The organism is Ideonella benzenivorans, assembly GCF_020387415.1.
GTDB classification, from domain to species: domain Bacteria; phylum Pseudomonadota; class Gammaproteobacteria; order Burkholderiales; family Burkholderiaceae_C; genus Ideonella; species Ideonella benzenivorans.
The window spans coordinates 300,765-314,363 of the sequence record NZ_JAGWCB010000018.1; the positions used below are offsets into that span (position 1 = coordinate 300,765).

Sequence of the window (13,599 nt, forward strand, 5' to 3'; positions counted from 1 at the left end):
CCGGGGTGCGCTGCCCCCAGCTGGACGAGGCAGACCGCTGCCGCTTGTTTGGCGATCCGCGCCGTCCAGCGGTCTGCAGCTCGCTGCCGCCCTCGCTCGAAATGTGCGGCCAGACCCGTCAGCAGGCCATGGTCTGGCTGACCGCGTTGGAGCAGGCCACCGCCCCCTGAGTCCGCACGGATCGACGGGCCTGGCGCCGCGCCCACCAGCCCTCGAAGAAGTGGTGCGCCACCATGTTGCACAGCGGCTCCACCACGGTCATGGCCCCCGCGGTGGCCACGCTGCCGGTGAAGCCGTAGCCCAGGCCGAAGGCGATGCCCACGTGCATCGCACCGAAGCAAAGGGTTTTGGCCATGGCATCTCCTGAAGGTCCGATGTGTTGAGAACAGTTCTCATTGTGAAGCGCTTCGCCCGGCCCCGGGATCACTTCCCTGCATCGCGGCGATAGCCTGCGCCGGGCCGGCCGCCTCGTTACACTGCCGCCATGGCCGCCTCCCTGCCGTCCGTCCCGTCCCCTGCCCTGATCGACCGCCTGAGCGCCCAGTACCCGGCCGTGGCCGCCCTGCCGGTGGTCCTGCGCGACGAGGTGCTGACCGGCGAAGCCCAGTCGATCACCGTGCCGGCCCAGGCCCCGCTGTTCCAGGAAGGCACGCCCTGCCAGGGTTTTCCGATGGTGCTCCATGGCGAAGTGCGGGTGGCCCGCGGGGCCCAGAATGGCCGCTCGCTGGAGCTCTACCGGGTCGGCCCGGGCGAGCTGTGCGTGGCCTCCACCTCGTGCCTGTTCGGGCACAGCCTGATGATGGCCCAGGGGTGCACCACCGAACCGACGGAGCTGGTGGTGCTGACGCCGCGCGGCTTCGACCGCTGGGTGGCGGACGCCGGCTTTCGCCAGTTCGTCTTCGGCGTGTTCGCCGACCGCTTGGCCGACCTGATGGGGCTGGTCGAGGCCGTGGCCTTCCAACGCCTGGACCAGCGCCTGGCCGGCGCCCTGCTGGGCCGAGGCACCGTCATCGCCACCAGCCACCAGGCCCTGGCCGACGAACTGGGCACCGTGCGCGAGATCGTCACCCGCCTGCTCAAGCGCTTCGAGCGGGCCGGCTGGCTGCGCCTGGGACGCGAGCGGATCGAGCTGCGGGATGCCGGGGCACTGCGCGCACTGTCGGCCGGCCAGCTGCCAGAACCCAGCCGGACTGTGTGACCCTGGTCACAGACGGCCACCGTGCCCACGCGCACCATGGCCACATGGGGCCCGGTACAGGGCCTGTCATCACACCAGGAGAGTCACATGCAAGCCAATGTCGGCGGTTTCGACCGCATCGCCCGTATCGTCGTCGGCCTTGTGCTGATCGCCCTCACCTTGACCGGCACCATCGGGGTCTGGGGTTGGATCGGCGTCGTGCCGTTGGCCACCGGAGCGCTGGGTTTCTGCCCGCTCTACACCATGCTGGGCTTCTCCAGCTGCCCGCTGAAGAAGTGAGGGCCTGAGCCTCAGCCGCTGACGGGACGGTCCTCGACCAGACGGCCGTCCCGCAGCACCAGCACCCGCTGGGCACTGGCGATGGTCTCGGGCCGGTGGGCCACGATGATGCGGGTCAGCTGCAACTGCTGCACCGCTTGGTTGACCTTGCGCTCACGGTCCACGTCCAGCGCGCTGGTGGCTTCGTCCAGCAGCAGGATGCGCGGGCGCTTGTACAAGGCCCGGGCCAGCAGGATGCGCTGGCGCTGGCCCCCCGACAGGCTGGTGCCCATGTCGCCCACCAACGTGTCGTAGCCCATGGGCATGGCGCGGATCTCGTCGTCCACCGCCGCCTGACGGGCACAGTCCTCCACCCAGGCCCGGTCCGGGTCGGGGGCGAAGAAGGCAATGTTGTCGGCGATCGAGCCGGCGAACAGCGGCTCGTCCTGCATCACCGTGCCAATCAGGCTGCGCCAGCGGGCCCGGCCCAGCCGGCTGAGCGGCAGGCCGTCAATGCGGATCTCGCCCGCCTGCGGGCTGTAGATGCCCAGCAGCAGCTTGAGCAGCGTGGTCTTGCCGCAGCCCGACGGGCCGGTGATGGCCACGGACTCGCCCGGCGCCACCTCGAAACCAATGTCCTGCAGCACATCGGCCTCCACGTCCGCGTAACGGAAGCCCAGGCCGTGCACCGTCAGGCGGCCGGCCAGCACGGTACTGGGCGGCAGCGGCGCCCCGCCCTCTTCTTCCGGCGGGGTGCGCACGATGTCGGCTAGGCGCTCGCCCTGCAGGCGCAGCAGCTGCAACTCGCCGGCCTTGTCGATCAGGGCGCCAAAGCGGGTCGCGAACTGCTCCTGGTAGGCCAGGAAGGCGAACAGCATGCCGGTGCTGATCTGCTGGTCCATCACCGCCAAGGCGCCCAGCCAGATCACCGCCACCCGCTCCAGGCCGAAGATCAGCCGCTGCCCCACCGACAGCACCAGCTCGTGGCGGCGCACCACCAGGCTGGCGTTCATCGCCTCCACCACCAGGTTCAGAAAGCGCGACTGGCGCCGGCCCTGGGCATTGAACAGCTTGATCGCCCCCACGCCGCGCAGCGACTCCAGAAAATGGCTGGACTTGCGGGCCTCGTGCACCAGCGCCTCCTCGGAGGCCTCCCTCATCGGCCGGAACAGCGCCCAGCGCAGCAGGCCATAGAGCGCCACCGCGCCCACCGCCACGCCGGTCAGCATCGGGCTGTAGAGCACCATCAGCCCCAGCGTCAACAGCACCAGCAGGCCGTCGATCACCGCCTCGGAGAACTGCATCGACAGCGCATCCTGAATTTGCTGCACCGCAGCAAACCGGGACCACACATCGCCGGTGTGGCGGCGCTCGAACCACTCCAGCGGCAGCCGCAGCAAATGGGCGAAGACCTGGCCCAGCCACTGCAGCTTCAGGGTGGAGGACAGGTGCAGCACCGCCCAGGAGCGCGCCGCGGCCGCCACCGCCTGCAGCAGCACCAGGCCGCCAAAGCCCACCCCCAGTGTGAGCAGCAGGTCCCGGTCGCCGGTGGGCAGCGCGCTGTCCACCACCCATTGCAGGAAGAACGGCGAGCCCAGCACCAGCAGCTCCAGCGCCAAGGCCAGCAGCAGCACCTGCCCCAGCGCCCGCTTGAGCCCCACCACCCGGCCCATCAGCTCGCGCAGCCGCACCGGCTGGCGCTCGCGCCGCGGCACGAAGGCGGCGGTGGGGCTGAACTCCAGCGCCACCCCGCTGAAGTGCGGTGACAGCTCGGCCAGCGTCAGGTGGCGCACGCCGCGCGCCGGGTCCAGCACGGTGGCCACGCCGCGCCGCAGCCCGGCCAGCACCACGAAATGGTTCAGGTCCCAGTGCAGCACCGCGGGCAGCGCCAGCTGGCCCAGCTGCTCGGGCTCGGCCCGCAGCGCCCGTGGCGCCAGCCCCAGCGCCGCGCCCATCTCGCAGACATCGGCCGCGGTGGCGCCCTTGAGCGAAATCTGGAAGCGCGTGCGCAGCGTGGGCAGGTCGGTGTCCAGCCCGTGGGCGCCGGCCACCATGGCCAGACAGGCCAGGCCGCACTCGGCCGCCTCGGTCTGCAGCACCAGCGGCACGCGCCGCCGGCCCCAGCCGGTGCGCAACAAGCCGCGGGCCACGGTCCCAGGGTCCTCAGGGGTCTCGCTCGTCATCGTGGTCCCATCACCAACGCTGGCGCCAGCCCAGCAGCGGCGCAAACACCCATTCGATCAGCCGCCGCTGCTCCAGCAGCACATCCGCCTCCAACTGCATGCCCGGCTGCAGGGGCTGGGCCTGGGCGCCGGCCGACATGGTCTGCGCCGCCAGGGTGACGACGATGCGGTAGAGCGGCTGCGGCGTGCCGGTCTGCGCCGGCAACGGCAGCGTGGCCAGCTCGGTGGCCTGGGCCGGGGCGCGGGCCACCTGGCTCACCGTGCCCTGCAGCCAGCCGTACTTCTGATAGGGAAAGGCCTGCAGGCGCAGGCGCACCGTCTGGCCGGGCCGCACAAAGCCCAGCGCGCTGGACGGCGCATACAGATGCGCCTGCAGCGGCACCCCGGCCGGCCACAGGCTGGCCATCGCGAACTCGTCGCTGACGGCCTGGCCCGCACCGGCATAGACCGCGGTGATGGTGCCGGACATTGGGGCCGTCACCGGCAGGATGCGGTCGGCCGCCGCCGGATCGGCACGGGTCGACAGCTCACGGATCTCGTCGCGCTGGCGGGCCAGCGCCTCCAGCTGCTGCGCGGTCTGCAGCGGCAGCTCGCGGGCCTCGGCCTGCAGGCTGACCAGATCGCGCGCCAGGGCAGCGCGCTGGCGCTGCAGCGAGGCGGCATCGGCGCGCAGCCCCATCACCTCTTCCTGCTTGGCCTGCACCTGCGCGGTCGAGACGAACTGCTGCCCGGCCAGCGACTCCAGCCGCGCCTGGGCCTGTTCGGCCAACGCCAAGCGCTGCTGGTGGAAGCTCACCTGCCGATCGAGCTGGGCCAGCTCCCGCTGGGCCGCCTCGATGCGGGAGGCCAGCGACTGCTGCTGGGTGTCGGCCACCCGGCGCGCCTGCTGCGCGGTGGCCTCCAGGCTCAGCAGACGGGCCTCGAAAGTCTGCTGCAGCTGGCCCTGCGGCACGGTGGCCAGCCGGGGATCGCCCACTGCCAAGGTCATCAGCAGCTGACCGGCCTGGACCGTCTGCCCCTCCTGCACGGCCAGGCGCTGCACCCGGGCCACCTGCGGTGGCACGATGCGCACCAAGCCGCCGGCCGGCACCAGCACACCGCTGACGACCACCCGCCGGCTGGCCTGCCCCCAGACCAGGAAGGCGCCCAGCGCCAGCAAGGCCGCCACCAGCCCCAGCGTGATCCAGCGCAGCGCCACGGGCCGCGTCAGCTGGATGCTGCCCAGCCACTCCCCCTGGCGATGCCGCAAGGCCTCCGGCCGAAACAGGCTCACCCGCACCTCACCCGGCACGGCAGAACGACACACGGAGGACGGCGCAACAACAGCATGGCGGCCACATCATAGGGCGAGTCCGCGCGCCCAAAAAAAGACGGCGGCCCGGTTTCCCGTGGCCGCCGTCAAAGGGTCCCAACACGTCCTGTTCTGGACTTGCTTCCCTGATGGTGATTTCAGTGGGATGGCCCTCCCCAGAACCGATCCCGGATGACAGCGTCAGTGATTCAGTGGATTACCAGCCGCCGCGCGGCGAGTCGGTGGTGTCGGTCAGACCGCCGACCACGGCACGCAGCTGAGCCTGCGACAAGGGCTGCAGCGCGGCAGCTTGGACGGGCTTGGCACGCAGCGCGCCCAGGGTGTGGCGGACGAGGGTCTTCAGGACTTGCTTCATGGTGGACTCCGGTTGGCTGGGCGCGTTCAGCGCATGGAGTCATTGAACCAAGTCCCCCCTTCTGGCGACACTGTCAACTCTTACAGGGGGGAACCTGCCCGAGCGACGTCCTCCGATCAGTGGATCAAGCCGAGCCGCAGGGCTTTCAGCACCGCCTGGTGCTTGTTGGTGGACTCGAGCTTGTGCATCGCGTTCTGCAGATGCAGTACCGCGGTCCGCTCGCTGATGCCCAGGATGGTGCCCACCTCCCAGGCGGTCTTGCCCTCCATGGTCCAGCGCAGCGCCTCCAACTCGCGGGGCGTCAGCTTGGGTCGTTCCAGGGCCATCACGTCGGGCGGCACAAAGAGGCGCAGGGCGGCGTCCTGGGCATGCACCGCGAACAGCTGCAGGTCGGCCACGATGCGGGTCAGGGCCGTCGCATCGGCCGGCAGGGCCTGATCCCGGTCCACACCCAGCATGAAGTGCCGGCCCTGCGGCAGGTGCATGGCCAGCGCCACCCCGGTGCGGTAGCCGAACGCGGCCTGTTCCTCCCAGAGCGATTCCACCCCATTGCGGACATAGGTGGCCTGGTCCCACAGGATGGGCACGGTGCCGCGCTTGCAGTGCTGCATCACGGGGTCTTGGCGCCATATTTGGCTGTTCTGGAAACCGTCCTTGTAGGCCCTGGGCGTGTTATCCACCGTGTAGAACTCGGAATGCGCCAGCGACTGGTCGACCACCGTCATCGCCGACACGTAGTCAAAGCCGAGGTCGTTCGCGAAGCGAATGACCTCCTGGCGGAAGGCCGCTTCAGTGTCGGCCTGCATGACCGACAAGAAACTGCCATGCAGCAGGCCCGCGCTCACGGCGACAACTCCCGCGCGGCGGTGTCACAACGCCGTAAGGCGGCCCTGACAGGTCTTACATCTAGCTCTTGCACGCTGTCCATTCCAGACTACCGCCATGCCCTCGCTTCAGAATGCTCCCGCACCCCTGCGTCCGCGCAGCGCCATGCCACCCCCCTGGTCCTTGTATTTGTGGCCCACGGTATTTTGGCAGGCAAACCAGCCGCATGCATCGCGGTTCATGCATGTGGGAACCCGTGTGATGCGAGGAAATCCACGCGAACCGCTGTGTGGGCAGACCTTGTGGTGCGAATCCACCCCCCATCCCGAAGCCGGACTGTTGTGGGACTGGGTCGAGATCCACGAGGGTGTGGTGGCCATGGCCGACCCGATGGGCGTGCTGACCAACCTGCGTCTGGTCAGTGACGAGGGCGCGGTGATGACCAGCAACGAGGCCGCGCTGCACCTCAATGGCCTGATCCGCCAGCTGCCCTGGCAGGACGAGGTCTGGCGCACTCTGCGCCAGGCCTGAGCTGGCGCCGCCCCCCCCTCACCGCGCCACCACCCGGGCCAGCTGGCGCGCGACATAGACCAGGCATACCAGCGTCAAGACCACGCTGACCAGCAGCGACACCCCCAGGTCGGCCCAGCCCAGCGGCTCCCCGCGCAGCACACGGTTCATCAGCGTGCTCTGCGCCAGGGCCGGCACCCACAGGTGCCAGGGCCGCTCGCCGTCCTGGTTGACCATGCTCATCATCGGCAGCAGCGAGACCCCCAGCAGCAGCACGCTGGCACTGGCCTGGGCCTCCTTGAAGGTCTTGCAGCGGATCGCAATCGCCATCAGCAGGGCCGACAGGCTGCCCGCCAGCGGCAGCAGCACCGCCAGAAAGGCCAGCGCCTCGGGCCAGCCGTACTGGAAATTGGCCGCCAGGGTCTCGCTGCGCAGCAGCCACTGGCCCGGCAGGAAGCTGAAGCTCGACAGCAAGGCGATCAGCATCGCCACCGCCGCCACCGCGCCCCATTTGCCCAGCACCAGCGCGCCGCGGCCGGTCGGCGTCATCAGCAGCGGCTCCAGCGAGCCCCGCTCACGCTCGCCGGCCGTGGTGTCCAGCGCCGCGTTGAGCGCGCCATAGAGCACCGCCATCAGCACGAAGAAGGGCAGCATGCCGGTCAGCCGCAGGGCCCGAGCCGCGGGACTGCCCAGATCGCGCGGCTGCACGTCCATCGCCTGCAGCACCGCCGGCGAGACGCCGCGCACCAGCAGCCGCAGCGCCCCCTGCTCGCGGTTGAAGCCCTGCAGCAGCGCCAGGATGCGTTGCTGACCGCTGTCGGCGCGCGGGTTGTTCGAGGCACTGACCACCTCGACCGTGGGCACCTCGCCCTGGCGCAGCGCGGTCTCGAAGTTCGGCGGCACCACCACCACCGGGTCCCCCAGCCGGCTCTGCACCAGCTGCTGCGCATAGTCGGCCGGCGCGGCACGCACGGTGTAGGTCTGGCGCGCCAGGTAGTTGCGCAGCGTGGGCGCCTGGTCGATGCCCTGCACCACCACCACGCGCGCCTCGGCCTGCTGCTCGATGCGGCCCACCAGGGTGGAAATCAGCAGCAGCACCAGCGGCCCCATGGCCACCGCGCTCAGCAGCACCGTCAGCAGCGTGCGCCGGTCGCGCAGCGCATCCACCCATTCCTTGCGGAACACGGTCCAGGCCGCCCTCATGGCCGGGCCTCCCCGTTCGCCGTATGGGCCGCGGCGCGCTCCTGCGCACTGAAGGCCAGGTCCACGAAGGCCTCCTCGAAGTCGGTCTGACCGGTGCGCAGCAGCAGCTCGGCCACCGTGCCCTGGGCCACCGTGCACCCGTGCGCGATCACCACCACCTGGTCGCACAGCCGCTCCACCTCCTGCATGATGTGGGTCGAGAACACGATGCACTTGCCCTCGTCGTCGCGCAGGCGGCGCAGGGCCTCGCGCAGGCTGCGCGTGGCCAGCACGTCCAGGCCATTGGTGGGCTCGTCCAGGATGATGTTGGGCGGGTTGTGCACCAGGGCCCGGGCCAGCGCGGTCTTCATGCGCTCGCCCTGGCTGAAGCCTTCGGTCCGGCGGTCCAGCAGCGGGCCCAGGTCCAGCACCCGCGCCAGCTGCTCGGCCCGGGCGGCGGCCTCGGCCAGGGGCAGCCCCTGCAGCCGGCCGTAGTAGACGATGTTCTCGCGCGCGGTCAGGCGCGGGTACAGGCCGCGCGCATCCGACAGCACGCCCAGCCGGGCCAGGGCGGCACGCGGCGTGCGCGCCACGTCCAGCCCGTCCACCCGCACCTGGCCGGCCTCGGGTGGCAGCAAGGCCGCCACGATGCGCAGCGTGGTGGTCTTGCCGGCGCCATTGGGACCCAGCAGGCCGGTGATGGCGCCATCGGCGGCCTGCCAGCTCACCGACTGCAGCGCCGGCACCGTGCGGCGCTGCCGGCCGGTGCCGGTCTGGAAGGACTTGCTCAGGGCCTCGACCTGGATCATCGCGCGCCCCCTTCCAGCACCGCTGCCGAGGCGGGCGACAGCGGCCACAGGGCCGGTGGCCGCGGCAGGGCGGCGGCACAGGCCGAATCGCGGCGCGCCTGGGCCAGGGCCCGGGCGTCCTCGGCTTCGTCCAGGAAGCGGAACACCACATCGCGCAGACAGCCCAGGGCCATCACGCCGTGGCCGGTGTGCGGCACCACCACCGACAGGGCCTGCGGACCCAGGGCCCGGGCCACCCGCTCGGCCTGGGCCGGCGGCGTGGCCGGGTCCACCGCGCCGGACAGCAGCAGCGCCGGCACCGTCGAAGGGGGCACCCGGTAGAACGCCGCCGGCACCGTGCCCCGCGGCCAGCCCTGGCAGACGGCGCGGTACAGCCGCGCCTGGGCATCGCCGAAATCGGTCGGCGGCGCCGCGGCCGCCGTGGCCATGCGCGGCACGTCCTCCGCGCAGACCACCGAGAAATGCATGCCGGTGGCCAGCCCCAGGCCGCGGCCGCCGCCCAGGGCACCCGCCCCCAGGCCCACCAGGGCCTCGAAGCGGCCTTGTGTGGCCTGCTGCACCGCCAGCGGCAGCGCCGACGCGGTGATCGGCGCATACAGTGGCGCCAGCACCAAGCTGGCCACCCCGTCGCGGGTCAGGGTGAAGGTCTCCGGCCGACCGGTGAACGGATGGGCCACGGTGATCCGGCGCGGCAGGCTGGCCAGCAGCGCACGCCACTGTCCGCGCAGGTCCGGGTACATGGCCCGGCAGGCCGGGTCGCGGGCGCAGTCGTCGAACAGGCTGTCCAGCGCCGCCTGAGCCCCGCGGGCGAAGCTCAGCGGCAGCACCATGTCCGGCGGCGCCACACCATCGAGCACCACGCGCCGCACCTGGCCCGGGAACTGGCGCAGGTACTCCAGCGCCGCCCGCGTGCCATACGAGGCGCCCACCAGGTTCCAGCGGCGCACGCCCAGGGCCTGGCGCACGGCGTCCAGGTCCTGCATCGCGATGACGGTCGTGAACTGGCGCAGGTCGCCATCGGGCCGTTTTTCCAGCCTGGCGCGGCAGCGTTGCAGTGCCTGCACCTGTGCGGTGGGGTCGGCCGCCTCGGCCAGGGACCGGTCGGGCGCATCGTCGTCACAGCGCAGCGGCGCGCTGCGGCCGGTGCCGCGCTGATCGACCAGGATCACATCGCGCCGGTTCAGCGTGCGGGCCATCATCTGCGCGATCGGCCCGGCCAGCTCGATGGCGCTCTGCCCCGGCCCGCCGGCCAGGAACACCACCGGGTCGGGCTGGCGTCGGCGCGCCACGGCTGGCAGCACCGCCACCTGCAGGTCGATCTGCGCGCCCTGCGGCCGGGTCGGGTCCAGCGGGCGGCGCAGCACGCCGCACCGGGCATCCACCTCCACCCCCTTGAGCCGGCAGGTCGACAGCGTCAACACGGGCGCCGCGTCGGCCGGGGTGGCGGCACGCGCCAGGCCCCCCACCGCCATCAGCCCCCCCATGCACAGCCCAGCCCACATGCGCCGCATGCGGGGGGTTCTCAGCGCTCCGCCCCGCACCCTCAGCCCTTGAGCAGGCCGTCGCAGGTGGCCTTCTGGCCATCGGCCGCGGGCTGGCGGGCACACACCGGTGACAGCTGGGCCCGCAAACGGCCCAGGGCCGCCGCGTGGCGCCCCTGGGCGTTCCACGTCACCAACTGCCCGCCCACCTTTTGCAAGGCACGGGCGCTGCGTTCGTAGAAGGCGCCGTTCTGCGCGCCGGCCTCGGCGAACACCTGACCCGCCACCTTCTCGATCGTGGCCTCGTCCTGCGGGGCCAGCTCCACCAGCGCGCCCACGTAGTTGGCGCCCCACTGCAGGCGGGTGGCCGGCCCCTGGCTGCGGGCCCAGGCCTGGCCGTACCAGCGCAAGGCGCCGGCGCTGTCGCCCAGGCGGCGGGCGTTGCTCCCCAGCTGGCTCATCAGGTAGTACGGGGCATGGCTCTTGGCCAGGTTGGCCTGGAGCAGCGCATTGCTGTCCTGCCACAAGCCGGCCTGGCCCAGCGCGTGGGCCGCGCCGGTGATCACCGCCTGGCGCTCATAGCCGTCGGTGATCTCGCGGTCCATGCGGGCGGCCAGGGCCCGGACCTCCTGCGTCAGCGCCTTGGGCAGCTGGGGGTGCACGGTGTCCTGGGGCTGGTCCAGCCGGGCCAGGTCCACCCGGGCCATCAGGGCCGAGAGCCGGTCGCTGCGCGACAGCGTGGCATCGGCCTGCAGCCGGGTCAGCGCTGCGTCGGTGGCCTGCACCAGCGCGGTCCGGGCCGGGCCGGCCTGCGGCGCCAAGGCGCGCACGATGTCGGGCGCCGCGTTCACCAGCACATCCATCTGCGCCCGGCTGGCAGCCGGGTCGGCCAGCAGCTGGCGCACCCGCGGCGCGGTGGCCGTGCCCCCGGGCACCGGCTGGCCCGGGGCCGTCTCGGCCAGGGCCTTCAGCAGCAGGCGGGTGGCCGCATCGGCCGCGGCGGGTGGACAGGCCGCCGCCAGCTGGCCCAGCAGCGCGCCCCGGCGCGGGGCCGGCACCAGCTGGGCCTCGTCGGTGTCCCAGGAATAGAAGGCGAGCATGCGCCAGTCGTTGGCGCTGAGGGCCTTGCCGGCACGTGCCTCGGCCAGCACCGCCTGGATGGGACGGCCACCGGCCAGGCCCATCTGCAGCAGGTTCATCACCTGTGCGGCCTCGGCCTCACCCGGCAGACGGGTGATCTCCTGGCCCTTTGGGCTGAACAGGATCAGCGTCGGGTAGCCGCGCACCTTGAAGTGCGCGCCCAGCTTCTGCGCCCCCGGGGCGTCACCGTCGATGTGCACCGCCACGACGCTGCGCGAGCGCTCGATGAAGTCCTGCCGGTTGAACAGCGTGGCCTTGAGCTGGTTGCACGGCGGGCACCAGCTGGCCCCCCAGTACACCAGCACCGGCTTGTGCTGCGCCTGGCCCTGGGCAAAGGCCCGGTCGATGTCGGCCTGGGCGGCGGCGTCCAGCCAGGCCACGCCACCGGTGGCCGCCGGCGACGGAGCCGCCCAGTCCGGCGTGACCAGCGCAGCGCCCAGCAAGCCGGCCGCGAGCAGGCCGCGCCACCGCGGGCGCGACGGAACAAGAAGGCGAGAGGGATTCAAAGGCCGGTTCGGCACGACGCACTCCATGTCAACGGCAACGGGCATCGCCCGGGGCTTGTGGCCCGGCTCGCCCGGCCGGCCCGGTCTGTCGGGCGGTCCAAGGGGGAAAGCGCCCGATTTTGCGCGATCATGCGGGCGGCCTGCCCACCCTCCCCCCCACCGTGACGAAGACCCTCTTCCAGACCGAGCGCCTGCGGGTGCGTGAACTGGCCCCCGGCGACGAACCCCTGCTGGCCGAATTGCATGGCGACCCGGCGGTGGCGCGCTGGCTGGGCGATGGCACCCCGCTGACCGCCGAGATGTGCCTGGCCTGGGTGCGGGTGTCGATGCACAACTATGCCCACCAGGGTTATGGCTATTGCGCGGTGTTCGAGCGCGCGCACGGCGACTTCGTCGGCGGCTGCGGCCTGATCCACCCGCCAGGCGAGCCGCGCCGGCCGGTGGAGGTCATTTACGCGCTGCGGCCGGCCTGCTGGGGCCGGGGCTACGCCCAGGAGCTGGTGCCGGCCATGCTGGATTGGGGTGCCCGCCACGCCGGGTTGCATGAGATCTGGGCCACCGTGATGCCTGACAACCTGGCCTCGGCCCGGGTGCTGGCCCACGCGGGCATGCGCTGGCAGCACACCCGGCCCGATGCCGACGGCCAGCCCACGGCCACCTGGTGCTGGCAGGCACCGACGCAGAGCCCCGCCAAGGGCGACTGAGACGCGTCCTCGGAGCGCTCGGCATCGGCCCGCGCCAGGTCCATCCACAACACCAGCAGCAGCACGAAGGGGCACCGCGGCGCCAGCCGTCAGCGGCCGCAGATCGGCGGACCGGCGCGAAATGCTACGCCAGCGCCTCGCCCAGCATGTCCACGAAGGCCCGGGTTTTGGCCGGCATCAGGCGCCGGCCCGGGAACACCGCCCAGAACGGCTCCGGCGGCAGCCGCCACTCCGGCAGCAACCGCACCAGCCGGCCGGCCGCCACCCGCGGCTGGGCCAGCCGGTCCGCCGCCGCGGTCACGCCCAGGCCGGCCGCGGCCATCTCCAGCAGCAGGGCCGGCAGATTGGCCTGGGTGCTGTGCAGTGGCAGCCCGGTCCAGACCTCCTGCCCGCCATCCGCCCCGTGGCGCGACAGCGCCCACGGGCGGGCCGGCCGGCCCGGCGCGGCCAGCGCCAGCCCATGGGGGGTGCCGCCATCGGCCGCCGGCTCCCGCAGCTGCGCGGGGTGGTGCCAATCCCGCGCATGGTCGGCGACCCAGTCGGGTGCGGCGTAGAGGCCGCCCTCGAAGGTCGCGACGCGGCGGGCGCTGAGCGTCGCGTCATCGGGCAAGGCACCGCCGCGCAGGGCCAGGTCGTAGTTCTCGGCCACCAGGTCGACCCGCCGCGGCGACAGGTCCAGCTCCAGCGTCACCCGGGGATGGGCCTGGGCGAAGGCGGCCAGCGCCGGCGCCAGCACGCCCACCGCCAGGTCGGCCGGCATCGACACCCGCAGCAGGCCGCTGGGCTGGGCCTGGCGGTGCTCGGACAGCGCCAGCGTGGCATCCGTCTGCGCGACCACCTCGCGGGCATGTTCCAGCACCGCGGCCCCGAACTCGGTCAGCGTCAGGCGCCGGGTGGTGCGGCGCATCAGGCGCTCACCCAGCCGCTCCTCCAGGGCCGAGATGCGGCGCGACAGCGTGGACTTGGGCCAGCCCAGCTGGCTGGCGGCCAGCGTGAAGCTGCCCGCCTCGGCCACCTGGGCGAAGAGCAACAGATCGGTCGGGTCCAGCCAGGACGGGGGATGCGCACTGTTCATCGGCTCATTGTTCCACTGACAGAACAAACAAACCCATGAAACCCGGTTTATCGCCCAGGAG

14 protein-coding genes are annotated in these 13,599 nt (G+C 72.1%); 4 read left to right on the top strand and 10 right to left on the bottom strand.

Annotated elements, in window-relative coordinates:
• Positions 1-118: 118 nt before the first annotated feature.
• Entirely contained in the window at positions 119-355 is a 237-nt protein-coding gene (locus tag KGA65_RS17785) for a DUF2061 domain-containing protein (protein WP_225864458.1), read from the bottom strand.
• A 129-nt stretch (positions 356-484) separates the two neighbouring features.
• Here KGA65_RS17785 and KGA65_RS17790 point away from each other — a divergent pair, with 129 nt between their 5' ends.
• Both KGA65_RS17790 and KGA65_RS17795 read left to right on the top strand, forming a co-directional pair.
• Positions 485-1,198 (top strand): Crp/Fnr family transcriptional regulator, encoded by a 714-nt coding sequence (locus tag KGA65_RS17790; RefSeq protein WP_225864459.1) that lies wholly within the window; start codon positions 485-487, stop codon positions 1,196-1,198.
• 87 nt (positions 1,199-1,285) lie between these two features.
• Positions 1,286-1,477, top strand: coding sequence for a YgaP family membrane protein (locus KGA65_RS17795; RefSeq protein WP_225864460.1), 192 nt, complete (start codon positions 1,286-1,288; stop codon positions 1,475-1,477).
• 11 nt (positions 1,478-1,488) lie between these two features.
• Here KGA65_RS17795 and KGA65_RS17800 read toward each other — a convergent pair whose 3' ends face one another.
• From KGA65_RS17800 to KGA65_RS17815, 4 genes are all read right to left on the bottom strand, one after another.
• Positions 1,489-3,639, bottom strand: coding sequence for a peptidase domain-containing ABC transporter (locus KGA65_RS17800; protein ID WP_225864461.1), 2,151 nt, complete (start codon positions 3,637-3,639; stop codon positions 1,489-1,491).
• A 10-nt stretch (positions 3,640-3,649) separates the two neighbouring features.
• Positions 3,650-4,945: an HlyD family secretion protein gene (locus tag KGA65_RS17805; protein ID WP_225864462.1), complete on the bottom strand. Its 1,296-nt coding sequence runs from the start codon at positions 4,943-4,945 to the stop codon at positions 3,650-3,652.
• Between the two features lie 202 nt (positions 4,946-5,147).
• Positions 5,148-5,306, bottom strand: a complete 159-nt coding sequence (locus tag KGA65_RS17810; RefSeq protein WP_225864463.1) for a hypothetical protein — start codon at positions 5,304-5,306, stop codon at positions 5,148-5,150.
• A 116-nt stretch (positions 5,307-5,422) separates the two neighbouring features.
• Positions 5,423-6,151 carry an autoinducer binding domain-containing protein gene (locus KGA65_RS17815; protein WP_225864464.1) on the bottom strand — a complete coding sequence of 243 codons (729 nt, stop codon included), beginning with the start codon at positions 6,149-6,151 and terminating at the stop codon, positions 5,423-5,425.
• Between the two features lie 220 nt (positions 6,152-6,371).
• Between KGA65_RS17815 and KGA65_RS17820 the strand changes: the two genes are divergently transcribed.
• Positions 6,372-6,662, top strand: a complete 291-nt coding sequence (locus KGA65_RS17820) for a DUF4902 domain-containing protein (RefSeq protein WP_225864465.1) — start codon at positions 6,372-6,374, stop codon at positions 6,660-6,662.
• Positions 6,663-6,680: 18 nt separating this feature from the next.
• Here the strand turns inward: KGA65_RS17820 and KGA65_RS17825 are convergent, their stop codons facing one another.
• The 4 genes from KGA65_RS17825 to KGA65_RS17840 are packed head-to-tail and all read right to left on the bottom strand — an operon-like array spanning position 6,681 to position 11,696.
• Positions 6,681-7,844, bottom strand: coding sequence for an ABC transporter permease (locus KGA65_RS17825; RefSeq protein WP_225864466.1), 1,164 nt, complete (start codon positions 7,842-7,844; stop codon positions 6,681-6,683).
• Positions 7,841-8,632, bottom strand: coding sequence for an ABC transporter ATP-binding protein (locus KGA65_RS17830; protein ID WP_225864467.1), 792 nt, complete (start codon positions 8,630-8,632; stop codon positions 7,841-7,843). Before KGA65_RS17830 ends, KGA65_RS17825 begins: the two co-directional genes overlap by 4 nt.
• The gene (locus KGA65_RS17835) at positions 8,629-10,143 is read right to left on the bottom strand and encodes an alpha/beta fold hydrolase (RefSeq protein ID WP_225864468.1); all 1,515 of its coding nucleotides are present in this window, start codon (positions 10,141-10,143) and stop codon (positions 8,629-8,631) included. The genes KGA65_RS17830 and KGA65_RS17835 overlap by 4 nt, the downstream gene beginning before the upstream one ends.
• 32 nt (positions 10,144-10,175) lie before the next feature.
• Entirely contained in the window at positions 10,176-11,696 is a 1,521-nt protein-coding gene (locus tag KGA65_RS17840) for a thioredoxin family protein (protein WP_225864469.1), read from the bottom strand.
• Positions 11,697-11,920: 224 nt separating this feature from the next.
• Between KGA65_RS17840 and KGA65_RS17845 the strand changes: the two genes are divergently transcribed.
• Entirely contained in the window at positions 11,921-12,463 is a 543-nt protein-coding gene (locus KGA65_RS17845) for a GNAT family N-acetyltransferase (RefSeq protein WP_225864470.1), read from the top strand.
• Positions 12,464-12,587: 124 nt separating this feature from the next.
• Here KGA65_RS17845 and KGA65_RS17850 read toward each other — a convergent pair whose 3' ends face one another.
• On the bottom strand, positions 12,588-13,538 hold the full coding sequence (locus KGA65_RS17850; RefSeq protein WP_225864471.1) for a LysR family transcriptional regulator: 951 nt from the start codon (positions 13,536-13,538) through the stop codon (positions 12,588-12,590).
• Between the last annotated feature and the right edge of the window lie 61 nt (positions 13,539-13,599).

What these genes read in the sequence shown, in the direction of transcription:
- KGA65_RS17785 (WP_225864458.1), bottom strand. Translation starts at nt 355, where the DNA reads ATGGCCAAAACCCTTTGCTTCGGTGCGATGCACGTGGGCATCGCCTTC.
- KGA65_RS17790 (WP_225864459.1), top strand. Translation starts at nt 485, where the DNA reads ATGGCCGCCTCCCTGCCGTCCGTCCCGTCCCCTGCCCTGATCGACCGC.
- KGA65_RS17795 (WP_225864460.1), top strand. Translation starts at nt 1,286, where the DNA reads ATGCAAGCCAATGTCGGCGGTTTCGACCGCATCGCCCGTATCGTCGTC.
- KGA65_RS17800 (WP_225864461.1), bottom strand. Translation starts at nt 3,639, where the DNA reads ATGACGAGCGAGACCCCTGAGGACCCTGGGACCGTGGCCCGCGGCTTG.
- KGA65_RS17810 (WP_225864463.1), bottom strand. Translation starts at nt 5,306, where the DNA reads ATGAAGCAAGTCCTGAAGACCCTCGTCCGCCACACCCTGGGCGCGCTG.
- KGA65_RS17820 (WP_225864465.1), top strand. Translation starts at nt 6,372, where the DNA reads ATGCATGTGGGAACCCGTGTGATGCGAGGAAATCCACGCGAACCGCTG.
- KGA65_RS17825 (WP_225864466.1), bottom strand. Translation starts at nt 7,844, where the DNA reads ATGAGGGCGGCCTGGACCGTGTTCCGCAAGGAATGGGTGGATGCGCTG.
- KGA65_RS17830 (WP_225864467.1), bottom strand. Translation starts at nt 8,632, where the DNA reads ATGATCCAGGTCGAGGCCCTGAGCAAGTCCTTCCAGACCGGCACCGGC.
- KGA65_RS17835 (WP_225864468.1), bottom strand. Translation starts at nt 10,143, where the DNA reads ATGCGGCGCATGTGGGCTGGGCTGTGCATGGGGGGGCTGATGGCGGTG.
- KGA65_RS17850 (WP_225864471.1), bottom strand. Translation starts at nt 13,538, where the DNA reads ATGAACAGTGCGCATCCCCCGTCCTGGCTGGACCCGACCGATCTGTTG.